The organism is Rahnella sp. PD12R (genome assembly GCF_019200965.1).
Taxonomy (GTDB): domain Bacteria; phylum Pseudomonadota; class Gammaproteobacteria; order Enterobacterales; family Enterobacteriaceae; genus Rahnella; species Rahnella laticis.
In genome coordinates this window covers 251,783-265,882 of the sequence record NZ_JAHTMS010000002.1, presented here as the reverse complement: position 1 = coordinate 265,882, position 14,100 = coordinate 251,783, and the positions used below count along the sequence as shown (strand labels likewise).

14 protein-coding genes are annotated in these 14,100 nt (G+C 54.5%); 8 read left to right on the top strand and 6 right to left on the bottom strand.

Going from position 1 to position 14,100, the window contains the following annotated elements:
- Nucleotides 1–8 precede the first annotated feature (8 nt).
- The 4 genes from KWG64_RS05150 to KWG64_RS05135 form a co-directional block, all read right to left on the bottom strand.
- Nucleotides 9–923, bottom strand: coding sequence for an amino acid ABC transporter permease (locus tag KWG64_RS05150; protein ID WP_218521142.1), 915 nt, complete (start codon nucleotides 921–923; stop codon nucleotides 9–11).
- 24 nt (nucleotides 924–947) lie between these two features.
- Nucleotides 948–1,451, bottom strand: coding sequence for a GNAT family N-acetyltransferase (locus KWG64_RS05145; RefSeq protein ID WP_218521141.1), 504 nt, complete (start codon nucleotides 1,449–1,451; stop codon nucleotides 948–950).
- A 17-nt stretch (nucleotides 1,452–1,468) separates the two neighbouring features.
- The gene (locus tag KWG64_RS05140) at nucleotides 1,469–2,392 is read right to left on the bottom strand and encodes an ABC transporter substrate-binding protein (protein ID WP_195812951.1); all 924 of its coding nucleotides are present in this window, start codon (nucleotides 2,390–2,392) and stop codon (nucleotides 1,469–1,471) included.
- 201 nt (nucleotides 2,393–2,593) lie between these two features.
- Complete coding sequence (locus KWG64_RS05135; protein WP_218521140.1) at nucleotides 2,594–3,778, bottom strand: M20 peptidase aminoacylase family protein; 1,185 nt, start codon at nucleotides 3,776–3,778, stop codon at nucleotides 2,594–2,596.
- Nucleotides 3,779–4,018: 240 nt separating this feature from the next.
- On the opposite strand from KWG64_RS05135, the gene KWG64_RS05130 reads away from it, so the two are divergent.
- The 6 genes from KWG64_RS05130 (at nucleotide 4,019) to katG (ending at nucleotide 11,887) form a co-directional block, all read left to right on the top strand.
- A complete protein-coding gene (locus KWG64_RS05130) occupies nucleotides 4,019–5,005 on the top strand; it encodes an MsnO8 family LLM class oxidoreductase (protein WP_218521139.1) in 987 nt (328 codons plus the stop codon).
- Nucleotides 5,006–5,014: 9 nt separating this feature from the next.
- Nucleotides 5,015–6,352, top strand: coding sequence for an LLM class flavin-dependent oxidoreductase (locus KWG64_RS05125; RefSeq protein WP_218521138.1), 1,338 nt, complete (start codon nucleotides 5,015–5,017; stop codon nucleotides 6,350–6,352).
- 155 nt (nucleotides 6,353–6,507) lie between these two features.
- Nucleotides 6,508–7,185: a TetR/AcrR family transcriptional regulator gene (locus KWG64_RS05120; protein ID WP_218521137.1), complete on the top strand. Its 678-nt coding sequence runs from the start codon at nucleotides 6,508–6,510 to the stop codon at nucleotides 7,183–7,185.
- A 92-nt stretch (nucleotides 7,186–7,277) separates the two neighbouring features.
- Entirely contained in the window at nucleotides 7,278–8,255 is a 978-nt protein-coding gene (locus KWG64_RS05115) for an oxidoreductase (RefSeq protein WP_218521136.1), read from the top strand.
- 195 nt (nucleotides 8,256–8,450) lie between these two features.
- The gene (locus tag KWG64_RS05110; protein WP_195812542.1) at nucleotides 8,451–9,422 is read left to right on the top strand and encodes a chemotaxis protein; all 972 of its coding nucleotides are present in this window, start codon (nucleotides 8,451–8,453) and stop codon (nucleotides 9,420–9,422) included.
- 254 nt (nucleotides 9,423–9,676) lie between these two features.
- Nucleotides 9,677–11,887, top strand: coding sequence for a catalase/peroxidase HPI (katG, locus tag KWG64_RS05105; protein WP_218521135.1), 2,211 nt, complete (start codon nucleotides 9,677–9,679; stop codon nucleotides 11,885–11,887).
- Between the two features lie 72 nt (nucleotides 11,888–11,959).
- Here the strand turns inward: katG and yajD are convergent, their stop codons facing one another.
- Together yajD and KWG64_RS05095 are read right to left on the bottom strand one after the other, a co-directional pair.
- Entirely contained in the window at nucleotides 11,960–12,307 is a 348-nt protein-coding gene (gene yajD / locus KWG64_RS05100) for an HNH nuclease YajD (RefSeq protein WP_152325980.1), read from the bottom strand.
- Between the two features lie 148 nt (nucleotides 12,308–12,455).
- The gene (locus KWG64_RS05095; protein ID WP_195812540.1) at nucleotides 12,456–12,644 is read right to left on the bottom strand and encodes a YjfB family protein; all 189 of its coding nucleotides are present in this window, start codon (nucleotides 12,642–12,644) and stop codon (nucleotides 12,456–12,458) included.
- Between the two features lie 194 nt (nucleotides 12,645–12,838).
- Between KWG64_RS05095 and KWG64_RS05090 the strand changes: the two genes are divergently transcribed.
- Nucleotides 12,839–13,042 (top strand): DUF6434 domain-containing protein, encoded by a 204-nt coding sequence (locus KWG64_RS05090; protein WP_195824589.1) that lies wholly within the window; start codon nucleotides 12,839–12,841, stop codon nucleotides 13,040–13,042.
- Between the two features lie 127 nt (nucleotides 13,043–13,169).
- Complete coding sequence (locus KWG64_RS05085; protein WP_218521379.1) at nucleotides 13,170–13,823, top strand: DNA-binding protein; 654 nt, start codon at nucleotides 13,170–13,172, stop codon at nucleotides 13,821–13,823.
- Nucleotides 13,824–14,100 lie beyond the last annotated feature (277 nt).

The following is a 14,100-nucleotide window of genomic DNA, read 5'->3' as shown; positions in this document are numbered from 1 at the left end:
CTCCAGAATTATGAACGGGCGACACGCCACTGGCGCAGACGCTGCAACGGCGTGGGCGCAACCTGGCGCACGGTGCCGCGTGAGAAATAACGCTCGACGTAATATTGCAGCACCGACAGCACGGTGGTGATCAGCAGGTACCACACGGTTGCCACCATCAGCAGCGGGATCACCTGCTGCGTGCGGTTGTAAATCACCTGCACGGTGTAAAACAGCTCCGGCATGGAAAGCACGTAAACAATCGATGTGCCTTTCGCCAGACTGATCACTTCGTTAAAACCGGTCGGCAGAATCGAGCGCAGTGCCTGAGGCAAAATGATGCGGAACGTCCGGCGGTAGGCCGGCAAACCGAGCGCGGCGGCGGCTTCGTGCTGGCCGTGTTCGACGCCTAAAATCCCGCCACGGATAATTTCTGCGGTATAGGCCGATTGCACCAGCGAAAGCCCCAGAACCGCGACCGAAAACTGATCCAGCAAATTCACGGTTGGCGTGCTGAAAAAGGAAATGGACGTAAACGGAATGCCGAGCGACAGGTTGTCGTAGAGATACGAAAAGTTGTAGAGGATGATCAACACCAGCAACAGCGGCAGGGACCGGAACAGCCAGATATATCCCCAGGCCAGCGCATTCATCAGATAGGATTTTGACAGGCGGGCGAGGGCCAGCGCCGTCCCTAAAATAATGCCAAAAAGCGTACCCAGTAAGGTCAGCAGCAGCGTTTTCCCCAGCCCGGAAAGAATGACCGGGTCAAAAAACCACTGGCGAAAAACGCCCCATTCCCAGCGGGCGTTGGTAGCGATCGACTCAACGATGCCCAGCAGGATAAAAACTGAAAATATCGCGCCAGCTACCCGCCACGGATAGCGTGCCGGGACCACTTTCAGCGGCGGATGATTCATGGAAGTCGGGGCGTTTTCGCTCATGGTGTTCTCTTTCTTATGGCAATTTCAGGTGACAGGGACGTCAGCGGTCAGCGCCTTGGTAAACGGCAGACGACCGTCGTACGGCGGGCGGGAATAGACATCCGGGTCGAGACGCGTGTCAAATAAAGGCTGATAACCGTGGGACAAATAGAGCCCGACAGCTTCCGGCTGGCGGAAACCGGTAGTGAGGAAAACCTGCTGATAACCGTAGGCAGCGGCGCGGCGTTCCAGCTCAAGTAAAACCTTTTGCGCCAGCCCCTGACGGCGCAGTTCGCGGTGCGTCCAGATGCGTTTCAGCTCTGCGGTTTTTTCGTCGTAGCGTTTGTACGCGCCCATCGCAATGGGCGCTCCGTCTCTCAGCAGTACAATAAACGTGCCGTCCGGTTTTGAAAATACGCTGTCATCTTCCGGCGGCTGGCTGGAGAAATACTCGCCGTAGCGCTCGCGATATTCACCGAACAGCCCCTGAATGAACGGCGCAATCAGCGGGTCTTCCGGCACGGTCTGGATAAAAACGTCATCGCTCATGATGCAATCCTCTTTACTCAGTCGCCCAGTCCTGGCGGGTTAATTTCGGAGTGGTCGATTTTCTCAACGCTTTCACCCCAGCGGTTAAGCACCTGCAAATAGGTGCCGTTGGCGATGGCGCTGTTAAGGGATGCCTGAACCGCGTCCACTAAGCCGTTGCCTTTTTTCAGCGTCACGGCAATGTTTGCAGTTTTCGGCCAGCCGCCCGGCACGGTGCCGACCAGTTTGGTTTTGCCGGTTAACAGCGCTTTGTAGGCACCGGTGACGTTCGGCCCGAAGGTCGCATCGGCGCGGCCAGACTGAATCGCCAGCGTCGCGGCGGCGTCGTCAGTGACGTACTGAGGTTTCAGCGCCGGTAAGCCTTTGGCCTGATTCTCTTTATCCCACGCCAGCAATACGGCTTCCTGATTGGTGCCGGAGCCGACAATAATGCGTTTCCCGGCGATATCCGGCGCGGACTGAATCGAGGTGATTTTGCTGTCGGATTTCACGTAGAAGCCCAGCGTATCTTCGCGATAGGTGGCGAAATCGAACTTGGTTTTACGGTCTTTGGTAACGGTAATGTTGTAGATGGCGGCGTCGTATTTACCGGAGGTCACGCCCAGCGGCCAGTCTTCCCAGGAAGCCGGCACCACTTTCAGTTTCAGGCCCAAACCGTCGGCGACCAGGCGGGCGATATCCGCTTCGCTGCCGATCACGGTCTTATTATCGCGGGCATACAGGCCGAACGGCGGGGCGCTGCCCAGCACGGCGAGCGCCACGGTCAGCGTGCCGGGTTCAACAAACTTAAAGTTAGCCGGGATTTTTGCCACAGCTTCCGGGCTTTTCGGCGCATTAATGGGTTTTTCATTCGCAATCAGATCGATGCCCGGTGCGGCCTGTGCCAGTGCAGAAAGACTTAATAAAGCGGCGATGGTGGTTAATTTAAGGCTGTGTTTCATCATTATTTTTATACCCTGCATTCTTATTGTATGTGGTGATGACAGTGAGACGACAATTTCACTATTCCCGAGTGTTACAGGGATGTAAAACAACAAAATTAAATAATGAAAGAGATAAATTGGAAATAAAGCGCTGTCAGAAATAACCACGCAAAACGCCCGGATTACCGGGCATTTCAACAGTAATGAAATTAAAGAGGGTTATTTTCCGGTTAATTCCCGCAGGGCTTTTTCAGCCAGCTGCTGGAAATATGCGGCTGCAGGATAAATAGCGGATTCGTCAGGATTAAATTGCGGGTGATGCAAACCAAATTCACTGGCGGAACCGATGCTGACGAACGCGCCGGGGACGTGATGCAGATAAAAAGCAAAATCTTCGCCGCCCATCTGCGCCGTCGCGACTTCCGTTTTATAGCCAAATTCAGCCGCGGCTTCCAGGCTGAAATCCGCCCAGCGCGGCGTATTCACCACCGCCGGTGGCCCGCCAAACCAGTGCAGTTCGGCTTTCGCACCCAGTGCCGTAGCGACGCCAGAAATCACCTGACGGATACGCTCCGGGATCTGTTCGCGGACAGCGTCGTTATGTGTGCGGACGGTGCCTTCGAGTTCGACGGTTTGTGGCAACACGTTCCAGGTATTGCCGCCTTCAATGCGCGTGACACTGACCACCGCCGCTTCCTGCGCGCTGACGTTGCGGCTGACCACGGTTTGCAGCGCCGAAATGATGTGGCTGGCGGTGACAATACTGTCGACGCCTTCCTCGGGATGCGCGGCGTGTGCGCCTTTGCCGGTGATCGTGATACTGAACCGGTCAACGTTGGCATAGAACGCGCCGCCTTTGGTGGAAAAGGTGCCGACCGGCAACTCAGGCGCATTGTGCAGGCCGAAAATGACATCAACGTTTTCCAGCGCACCGGCTTTAATCAGCTGCGATGCGCCGCCAAACCGCTCTTCCGCAGGCTGGAAAAACAGACGCACGCGGCCCGGAAGCTGGTCTTCGCGGGCTTTGAGTAAATACGCCGCGCCCAGAATAACGGACGTGTGAAAATCGTGGCCGCAGGCGTGCATCACGCCGGGATGTTGTGAGCTGAAAGGCACGCCGGACGCTTCTTCAATCGGTAGCGCATCGATATCACCGCGCAGCGCCACCAGCGGGCCATCCTGCGGGCCGATTTCGGCCACGACGCCGGTTTTCAGCCCGAGATCCAAAATCCGTACTCCGGCCGCATTCAGCCAGCCGGTAATTCTTTGCGTGGTCGCAAATTCCTGATTCGATAATTCAGGGTTCTGATGTAATTCACGACGATGGGCGATGAGTTTGCTTTCTAATAAGGATGAACCGGACACTGTCCCGGTGCGCTCTTCATTGGCAAGTGAAATGCTCATTATTCGTAGCCTTTTATAAGGTGTGGTTGCAGTCATTTCATCGTAGACAGGAAACCCCTTTTCGCTAAAGACTCTGTGGCTATATTTTATAAGCAGTTTTCTTCTCAGGGCGCATAGCAAAATAATGGCTATCGATGCGCAATTTAATTATTTAGCTTTGTCCTCACTTCGTGGAACTCTTTTTAACATGAACTGACTTTTTTCATGAATTGAAACCTGTGGATAAAAGGAATACCCCGAGTGAATTACCGACTGAGCTTATTAGACCAAAGCCCGATAAATGAAGGACAACGTGCGGAACAGGCACTGGAGGCGACGCTGACGTTTGCGAAAACGGCAGAAAAACTCGGTTATCACCGCCTGTGGGTTTCTGAACATCACGACACAGAAAAGCTGGCAGGGAGCTCGCCGGAAGTGCTGATTGCCTGGCTGCTGGCGCAGACCTCGACGCTGCGGATCGGCTCCGGCGGCGTCATGCTGCAACATTACAGCCCGTACAAAGTGGCTGAGAATTTCCATCTGCTTTCCGCGCTGGCGCCCGACCGCGTGGATATCGGCATCGGCAAAGCGCCCGGTGGTTTACCGCTTTCAACCAAAGCGCTGCGGGGCCATGCTCCGGCAGATTCTGCACCCGGTTTCCCTGCGCAGTTACAGCAACTGACGCATTATCTGACTCATCTCGACGACAATCTGGCCGGTGTTGAAGCCCGCGCATTGCCGCAGCCGCCGGTTGCGCCGCAGCGTTTCCTGCTGGGTGCCAGCAAAGAAAGCGCCCGTCTGGCGGCGTCGCTGGGCTGGAATTTTGTCTTCGCCGGTTTCATTAACACGTCCGCAGAAGTGATGACCGAATCGGTGCTGGCGTACCACGAATATTCCGCCGGACAGGGGCAGGCGCTGGTCAGCCTTGCGGTGCTGGCCGCCGAAACGCGCGAACAGGCTGCCGCGCTGGTGGCAGAGCAACATAATTTCCGCGTCACCGTCGGCGATAAACATGTGACCGTCGGCACCCGCGAACAGGCCGAAGCGTTCGTCCGGCAGGCCGGGGCGACGCAGTACCGCATCGAACAGCAGCAGATCAGCGTGCTGCACGGCACGCCCGCCGATATTCATGAACAGCTGCGCGACATTCAACGCCGTCTGTGCGTTAACGAATTCGTCATTCATACCCCGCTTACAGATGCCGCCGTGCGTCTGAAGTCCATCGAATTGCTGGCTGGCCAGCTGTAAGGAGATCTCATGAGCCATTCAAAAAGTATCAAGCTCGGTCTGATGTTGCACGGGGCAGGCGGGCATATGAATTCGTGGCGTCACGAAAAAGCGCCTGCCGATGCCAGCGTGAATTTTCCGTATTTTCGCGATTTAGCGTTGCGCGCCGAAGCCGCCGGTTTTGATTTCCTGTTCGTGGCCGACGGTCTGCACATCAACGAAAAATCGCTGCCGCATTTCCTCAACCGTTTTGAGCCGGTTGCGTTGCTGTCGGCACTGGCGTCCGCCACCCACAGCATCGGGCTGGCCGGGACGATTTCGACGTCGTACAGCGATCCGTTTACCGTGGCGCGCCAGCTGGCGTCGATTGACAACATCAGTCAGGGGCGTGCGGGCTGGAACGTGGTGACGTCGCCGCTGGCCGGTTCGGCGAAAAACTTTGGCAAAGATCACCCTGAGCACGCGCTGCGTTACCAGATTGCGGAAGAGTACATCAGCGTGGTGCAGGGTTTGTGGGATTCGTGGGAAGACGGCGCGTTTGTGCGTGACCGTGAAAGCGGCGTGTTTTTCGATGCCGCTAAACTGCACAAACTCAATCATCAGGGGCAATTCTTTTCGGTCGAAGGCCCGCTGAATATCCAGCGTTCGCCGCAGGGGCAGCCGGTGATTTTCCAGGCAGGCGCTTCTGATGCGGGTATCGCGCTGGCGGGTAAATCTGCCGATGCGGTCTTTACCAATGCGCGCACGCTGGAAGAGGCGCAGGAATACTCCGCCAAACTCCGGGCACAGGTGGCAAAAAATGGCCGTCATCCGGTGGGAATATTCCCCGGTATCAGCCCGATTGTCGGCAAAACCGAAGCAGAAGCCGAAGCCAAGTATCAGTACCTGCTTTCGCTGCTGTCGCTCGACGACGCGCTGGCGTATCTCGGCCGCTTCTTTGACCATCACGATTTCAGCCAGTATCCGCCGGATGGCCCGTTCCCCGAGCTGGGCGATTTAGGCCAGAACACGTTCCGTTCCACAACCGACAGCATCAAGAAACAGGCGAAAGAAGAAAACCTGACGCTGCGTGAAGTGGCGTATCAGACTACGCTGCCGCGCGGTGAGTTTTTCGGTACGCCGGAACAGGTCGCCGACCGGCTGATCCGCTGGGTGGAAGAGGGCGGTGCGAGCGGGTTTATCATCAGCGGACCGGTGCTGACCGAAGCGCTCGACGACATCACCCGTCTGGTGCTGCCGGTGCTGGCGGCGCGTGGTTACTGGCATCCTTCCGAAGCGCATACGCTGCGCGAGCGTCTGGATATTCCGTTCAAAACCAACCGCTACAGCGTGCAGGAAACTGTCCGTGAGGCAGTGAGCGCGAAATAGTTACAACATACTGATAGTTACAACATACTAATAGTTGCAAAAAGCCCGCCCGGTTCAGCCGCAGCGGGCTTTTTGCTGTTCAGGGGATGACGGGGTTGCCTGCGCAGGGAATTGGGCGTAGGCTTTTGGCAATTAAAAAACGATCGGTCTAAATTATGAGTGATGCACTGACAATCCCGCAGGAAGCCCCGTCAGAGGCAGCTAAAAAGCCCCGCCGTGGTCGTCCGCCGAAAACCGAACGCGAGTTTGCGGATACGCGTGAAGCGCTGATCCGCTCTGGTCTGGAAGTCATCACGGAGATGGGCTATCTGTCTGCGGGCATCGATGCGGTGATTAAAAACATCTCTGTGCCCAAAGGATCGTTCTACCACTATTTCGCCAGCAAACAGGATTTCGGCATGGCGGTGCTGACGTCCTACGGCGCGTTCTTCGCCCATAAGCTCGACAAATTTTTACTCAACGACGCGTTGCCACCGCTGCAACGCATCGGTGCATTTGTCGGTCACGCCGGTCAGGGCATGGCGAGATTTGCATTTAAACGCGGCTGCCTGGTCGGCAATTTATTACAGGAATCACCGCTGCTTCCCGATGATTTCCCGGAAAAGCTGAAAGCGATTTTGCAGGAGTGGGAAAGCCGCGTGGCGCATTGTCTGGAAGAAGCGCAGCGGGCGGGCGACATAAACTCCGACATGCCACCGGCGCAGCGGGCAGAGATTTTCTGGTCGGGTTGGGAAGGGGCGGTGATGCGCGCCAAACTGTTCCGTTCAGCCGAACCCCTGAATCAGTTTTGGGCCTATTTTCAGAAAAGCCTTCAACAAGAAATTCAAAAATAGAAGAAATTCAAAAATAGCACCTGCAATCATTACGTTAGTCATCGCATTTCTAACGACAACTCTTCGAAATCCTGAATAATTAAGGGAAAAAAATGAAAGCACTGGTTCTGGAACAGCAAGACAAAGCCACACTGGCCGAAGTGAAAGAGATCGCACTGCCGGAAATGGCGGAAGGCGATGTGCTGGTGGATATCAGCTGGTCCGGTCTGAATTACAAAGACGCGCTGGCGATCACCGGCAAAGGCAAAATCATCCGTCAATTTCCGATGGTGCCGGGGATCGATTTTTCCGGCCGCGTCAGCCGCAGCAATGACGCCCGCTTTACGGCCGGTCAGCCGGTCATTCTCACCGGCTGGGGCGTGGGCGAAACACACTGGGGCGGTCTGGCAGAACAGGCCTGCGTGAAAGGCGATTGGCTGGTGGCTTTGCCGGAGGGGCTGGCGGCGCGTAATGCGATGATCATCGGCACGGCAGGTTTCACCGCCATGTTGTGCGTGATGGCGCTGGAAGACGCAGGCGTTAAACCGGAAAGCGGAACCGTCGTCGTGACCGGTGCCAGCGGCGGCGTGGGCAGCACGGCTGTCGCCTTGCTGCATACGCTCGGTTATACCGTTGCCGCCGTAACAGGCCGTGAATCCACGCATGATTACCTGCGTAAACTGGGTGCCAGCGAAATTCTCTCCCGTGATGATTTCGCCGAAACCCGTCCGCTGGAAAAACAGATCTGGGCGGGCGCAGTGGATACCGTCGGTGACAAAGTGCTGGCCAAAGTGCTGGCGCAAACTAACTATGGCGGCTGCGTGGCGGCCTGCGGGCTGGCGGGCGGTTTTGGTCTGCCGACCACCGTAATGCCGTTTATTCTGCGCAACGTGCGTTTGCAGGGCGTCGATTCTGTTTCTGTCCCGGCTGACCGCCGTTCTGCCGTCTGGGAACGTCTGCTGAAAACCCTGCCGCAGAGTTTCTACGAGCAGACGGCGACTGAAATCACGCTGGAACAGGCTCCGGCCGTGGCGGCGGATTTCCTCGATAATAAGATTCAGGGCAGAACGCTGGTAAAAATCGCCGGTTAACCGTTTTTTCCGGCATCTTACGGGTGCCGGATCCCTTTCTCCTGCTCAATTTCCTCTCTGCACTAAAGAATTTCCCTGTCCGAGCCGATAAATAAGCAGTCCCTCTGAGAAAAAAAGAAAATTAATTTCCTGTTTTTCCGAATGACGCGCACGGCAAACGCACACGAAAACTAATAACGAAGGCATGGGGAAAGTATGGATAATTTTCAGAAAGAAATTGATGAAAGAACAAATCTCACTTCATCAAACCGGTTTGAATTACTGTTGTTCCGTCTGGGCTCATCGCCTGATGAAGAGCAGTCAGAATTATTTGGCATCAATGTCTTCAAACTGCGTGAAATTGTCCCTATGCCGACGCTGACCAAAGCGGCGGGAATGTCATCGCCGATGATGGGGATGACCAATATTCGCGGTGAAATTATCCCGGTAATTGACCTGCCTGCGGTCGTCGGCTGCGTGCCGAAAACCGGGCTGAATATTTTGCTGGTTACCGAATATGCCCGCAGCACGCAGGCATTTGCGGTGGAATCGGTGGACGATATTGTTCGTCTGGAATGGAGCCAGGTGCTGGCGGCAGAATCCGGCGTGAAGAGCCGTAACATCACCAGTATTGCGCGTCTGGATAACGATAAATCCAGCAACCGTCTGGCGCTGGTGCTGGACGTCGAGCAAATCCTGCACGACATTATTCCAAACAACAATATCGACATGGATAAAAAGAAAACCAGCTCGTTCAAGATGAAACCGGGCACGGTGGCGATTGTTGCGGAAGATTCCAAAGTCGCGCGCCAGATGCTGGAAAAAGGCCTGAACATGATGGAAATCCCGGCGCAGATGCACGTAACCGGTCTGGAAGCCTGGAATAAAATCCGCAAAATGGCCGAAGAATGTAAAGCCGCGGGCGTGCCTATTTCAGACAAGATTTCCTTTGTGCTGACGGATCTGGAAATGCCGGAAATGGACGGTTTCACGCTGACGCTCAATATCAAGCGTGACGAATTCCTGAAGAATATCCCGGTGATTATCCACTCCTCGCTCTCGGGCAGCGCCAACGAAGATCACGTCCGCAAAGTCGGTGCCGACGGGTATGTGGCGAAATTCGAAATCAACGAACTCGAAGCCGCAATTCATAAAGCACTGGACGCGAAGAAAGTGGTTCACGCATAACATTGAGCTTCTCTGTAAAAAGCCCGCTTCAGAAAATCTGAGCGGGCTTTTTTCATTTTGCGACACCGAAAGAGAAGCCTTTCACTTTAACTGGCTATTCTATAATCAGTGTCGGGATTCAGAAATTGTGGAAACTCGCAGAACGAACGCTGAGAAGGAAGGGAAGGTCTATCAAATGCATAGGATGTTCCAGATGTGACTGGCTTAAATCCGCGTATAGAGTAGCAATGAGACTACATAACAGGAGTGTGAGCATGAGCAGTTCTATTGATGAAGAAGCAAACGACGCAAAACCCATTGTTGAAGCAGACCGTGAAGCCTCCGCCGGTAAGTGTCCTTTTCATGCAGGCAAAAGCAATGAAACGTCTGGCGGCGGGACAAGCAATCGCGACTGGTGGCCAAACCAGCTCAGAACCGATTTACTGAACCAGCATTCCGCCCGCTCAAACCCGTTGGGTGAGGCGTTTGATTACCGCAAAGAATTTGCCAAGTTAGATTACTCCGCGCTCAAAGCCGATATCAAAGGCGTCCTGACCGAGTCGCAACCCTGGTGGCCCGCCGACTGGGGCAGCTACATTGGTCTTTTCATTCGTTTAGCGTGGCACAGCGCCGGGACATACCGTTCCGTTGACGGCCGTGGTGGTTCAGGCCGTGGTCAGCAACGTTTTGCTCCGCTGAACTCCTGGCCGGATAACGTCAGCCTCGACAAAGCGCGCCGCCTGCTCTGGCCGGTGAAACAAAAATACGGCCAAAAAATTTCCTGGGCCGATCTGTATATTCTGGCAGGTAACGTCGCGCTGGAGAATTCCGGTTTCCGCACCTTTGGTTTTGGTGCCGGGCGCGAAGACGTCTGGGAACCGGATCTGGACGTGAACTGGGGCGACGAAACCACCTGGCTGGAACATCGTCATCCTGAAGAACTTGCCAAATCTCCGTTGGGCGCAACGGAAATGGGGCTGATTTACGTCAACCCTGAAGGCCCGAACCACAGCGGCGATCCGGCCTCTGCGGCACCGGCTATCCGCGCCACTTTCGGCAATATGGGCATGAACGACGAAGAAATTGTCGCGTTAATCGCCGGCGGTCATACGCTGGGTAAAACACACGGCGCGGCGGAGGCCAGCCATGTGGACGTTGATCCGGAAACCGCACCGATCGAAGCGCAGGGTCTGGGCTGGGCAAACAGCTACGGCAGCGGTGCCGGGCCGGATGCCATTACGTCCGGTCTGGAAGTCATCTGGTCGCAGACGCCAACCCAGTGGAGCAACTACTTCTTCGAAAACCTGTTCAAATATGAGTGGGTGCAGACCCGCAGCCCGGCGGGCGCTATTCAGTTTGAAGCCGCCGATGCGCCTGACATCATTCCTGATCCGTTCGATACGTCGAAAAAACGCAAACCGACCATGCTGGTGACTGACCTGACGCTGCGTTTCGATCCGGAATTCGAGAGAATTTCTCGCCGTTTCCACAGCGATCCGCAGGCCTTTAACGAAGCCTTTGCCAGAGCCTGGTACAAACTGACCCACCGCGATATGGGGCCAAAAGCGCGTTATATCGGGCCGGAAGTGCCGAAAGAAGATTTAATCTGGCAGGATCCGCTGCCGGTGCCGGTTTATCATCCGACCGTTGCTGATATCGCCGTGCTGAAAGAGAAAATTGCGGCGTCCGGCCTGACCGCTGGCGAACTGACGTCGGTAGCGTGGGCATCGGCCTCGACGTTCCGTGGCGGTGATAAACGCGGCGGGGCAAACGGTGCGCGTCTGGCGTTACTGCCGCAAAGGCAATGGGACGTTAACGCCGCCGCAGTGCGCGTGTTGCCAACGCTGGAGTCCATTCAGCAGTCGCATCCGAAAGCGTCGCTGGCGGATGTGATTGTGCTGGCGGGCGTCGTCGGTGTGGAAAAAGCAGCGAAAGCGGCTAACGTCGACATCGACGTGCCGTTTACGCCGGGGCGTGTGGATGCGCGTCAGGATCAGACCGATGTTGAGTCGTTTGATTTGCTTAAACCGAGAGCCGATGGTTTCCGTAACTATCGCGGTGATACCGGCAAAACCTCGACTGAAAATCTCCTGATCGACAAGGCCCAGCAACTGACGCTGACCGTACCGGAATTAACGGTGCTGATTGGCGGATTGCGTGCGCTGGGAACCAACTTCGACGGCAGCCAGCACGGCGTATTCACAGATAAAACCGGCGAGCTGAACGCAGACTTCTTCACCAATCTGCTCGATATGCGCACCGAATGGAAAGCCACTGATTCCACCGGTGAACGTTTCGAAGGGCGTGACCGCGTCAGCGGAGAGTCTAAATTCACCGCCACCCGTGCCGATCTGGTGTTTGGCTCGAATGCCGTTCTGCGCGCCAGCGCCGAGGTTTACGCCAGCAGCGATGCGAAAGAGAAATTCGTGAAAGACTTTGTAGCCGTCTGGACCAAAGTGATGAATCTGGACCGTTTTGATATTTGAGATGTGTTGAGTTGAAGTATTAAGTTGAAAGCCCGCCCGGATTGATCGGGTGGGCTTTTTTATATCGTTAAATTACTTCTTCTTATTCAGCATCGACTTTAAATCAGCAAACGGATTATAGGTTGCCGCATCCACATCATCTTGTGCGTCTTCGCCCGCGACTACGCGGGTGCCGTACTGATCCGCTTCGGTGTATTTTGAGTGTTCGTGGTCATGACAATACAGACACAATAATTCCCAGTTACTGCCGTCTTCCGGGTTATTGGTGTGATCGTGATCGATATGGTGAACCGTTAATTCCCGCAGGTTTGAATAAACAAATTCCCGCGTGCAGCGTCCGCAGACCCAGGGATAGATTTTGAGGGCTTTTTCACGATAACCGCTTTCCAAGCGCGCGTAGTTTTTTGGGATCAGAGCCATTGGCGATGTTACCTTTCATAAAAAGATTGCCCGTAATATATCCCATAACGGCGCAGTCGCCCAATGCTCTGCCTGTGACGGAGAGTCAGAAACTGACACTGCTGAAAACGCGGTGCGTTCATCAACAGTGAACAGGTGAAAAGGGGATTCAGACGGTGATATTGATATTGCGGCCAATTGCCGGATTAGCAGGCAGCTGCGGGATTGATTCGATGAGGCTGCTTGCGGTTGACTGCTGGTTATCCAGGGTCTTTTTCAACATCAGGGTGTCAACTTTGTTGCTGAGATCCAGATTATCAAGCCCGGTCGCCAGCGAAGCAATTTGCGATACATCCATTTCGTTCTCCTGTTCGGTACAGCAAAAAAGGAACTCTCAGGGAAGTTGTCGGCATTCCGGGGGAAAACTTTAATGTGTTAATTAACTGACCGTATGAGGCAGACGTTGAAATATTGCGGTGATATGGAAAATATATAGCAGCTCATTTAAGGTAGACGGCTTTCCCCTTATTTGCATTCTCAGGAGCAGGACTGATGAAAACTGACTGGCACAGTGCATCACTCACACCCGCTACGGTCGTCGATAAAGAGTATAAAAACACGCAAAACGTTCGTCGTTTCATGACTGAACATTGCGGAGAACAATTCCGGTTTGACCGCGATTTTATGGCCTGGATCCGCAATGATATTCCAAAGACGTTGGGCGATGTCGTGGATGAATGGAAACGCCGGCAGTAAGCGTGTCTCAGGCGGTGCAAAACAGGGATGTCGTTTACCGTCAAATAGATGATTTTTTTGTCGCGTAAACAACGGTATTTGGTTTAGTTTTATACGGTTTGATGACAGACAGGCGCGGGGAATAATGATGAGTGAACGTATCGACTATCAAATCGAAAAATATCAATTTGCGGCAATTGACGAATCTCCCCGGCTAACGCAGCAGTGGGCGGAAGTGACAGAAGAGTGCAGGCAGATAAAAGCCGGAAGTGAAGAGCGGCTGCATCTTGCGTTACTGAATGTGGATTACGTCACCAGCTTTGAAATCCCGTTTCGCCTCCAGCTGATCCGCGCCCCGCAGCTGATAGATCAACTGCGTAAAACGCTGCCATTGGGCCGCAAGCCGGTCAATATCAGCGAAAACCGGTATGGCTGTGTTTATAGCATCAGGGCCGATCTGAACAATGTCCCCGATGCTTTTCGCTACCGTTTTACCCACCGGATCCGCCGCGTGACGGCGGATGGCGTGACAACGACCGCGTATCAGGACATTGCAAAACAGGTTAAAGCACCTCGTGAACGTCTGCGCCTCGCGCTGGAAGCCGGTTTATCTGTCAGCGCTCTGGACGGTTTATTCTGGTTCGGTATGCAGCGTATCGCCGCTGACGTTTCAACGCTGAGAAAGTCCGGCATGCGGATTTCCACCGCCGGGGCCGAAGCATTCGATAATCTGACCGGGACCACACGGCAGATCCCTGTCTACCGGTTAGCGCTTCCTCTGGAAAATAAAAAGCCCGCTTAGTTTCCTGAGCGGGCTTTTCTGAATTTGGTACCTCTGACTGTGATCTCTGCAAAGTAGAGGCCGCCGGGACGAGCATCAAAAAGTCGGCTTGAGGCAAGGTTGTGGTCATAAATGTCTGGCAGTTTGTTGTGAGCCAAAAGCGGACGTTATTAACTTAAAGTCCTATCTAAACTTGGTGTATGTCGATGACCTCTTTTTGCACTTGCCACAAAGCGTAGCTCGTTCTTAACGATAGATAAATCTCGGTAAACGTTCAATTGCTCGGTGCCTGACAAAA

What these genes read in the sequence shown, in the direction of transcription:
- KWG64_RS05135 (WP_218521140.1), bottom strand. Translation starts at nt 3,778, where the DNA reads ATGAGCATTTCACTTGCCAATGAAGAGCGCACCGGGACAGTGTCCGGT.
- KWG64_RS05110 (WP_195812542.1), top strand. Translation starts at nt 8,451, where the DNA reads ATGGATAATTTTCAGAAAGAAATTGATGAAAGAACAAATCTCACTTCA.
- KWG64_RS05095 (WP_195812540.1), bottom strand. Translation starts at nt 12,644, where the DNA reads ATGGATGTATCGCAAATTGCTTCGCTGGCGACCGGGCTTGATAATCTG.
- KWG64_RS05085 (WP_218521379.1), top strand. Translation starts at nt 13,170, where the DNA reads ATGAGTGAACGTATCGACTATCAAATCGAAAAATATCAATTTGCGGCA.
- KWG64_RS05140 (WP_195812951.1), bottom strand. Translation starts at nt 2,392, where the DNA reads ATGAAACACAGCCTTAAATTAACCACCATCGCCGCTTTATTAAGTCTT.
- KWG64_RS05120 (WP_218521137.1), top strand. Translation starts at nt 6,508, where the DNA reads ATGAGTGATGCACTGACAATCCCGCAGGAAGCCCCGTCAGAGGCAGCT.
- yajD (WP_152325980.1), bottom strand. Translation starts at nt 12,307, where the DNA reads ATGGCTCTGATCCCAAAAAACTACGCGCGCTTGGAAAGCGGTTATCGT.
- KWG64_RS05090 (WP_195824589.1), top strand. Translation starts at nt 12,839, where the DNA reads ATGAAAACTGACTGGCACAGTGCATCACTCACACCCGCTACGGTCGTC.
- KWG64_RS05145 (WP_218521141.1), bottom strand. Translation starts at nt 1,451, where the DNA reads ATGAGCGATGACGTTTTTATCCAGACCGTGCCGGAAGACCCGCTGATT.
- katG (WP_218521135.1), top strand. Translation starts at nt 9,677, where the DNA reads ATGAGCAGTTCTATTGATGAAGAAGCAAACGACGCAAAACCCATTGTT.
- KWG64_RS05125 (WP_218521138.1), top strand. Translation starts at nt 5,015, where the DNA reads ATGAGCCATTCAAAAAGTATCAAGCTCGGTCTGATGTTGCACGGGGCA.
- KWG64_RS05150 (WP_218521142.1), bottom strand. Translation starts at nt 923, where the DNA reads ATGAGCGAAAACGCCCCGACTTCCATGAATCATCCGCCGCTGAAAGTG.
- KWG64_RS05115 (WP_218521136.1), top strand. Translation starts at nt 7,278, where the DNA reads ATGAAAGCACTGGTTCTGGAACAGCAAGACAAAGCCACACTGGCCGAA.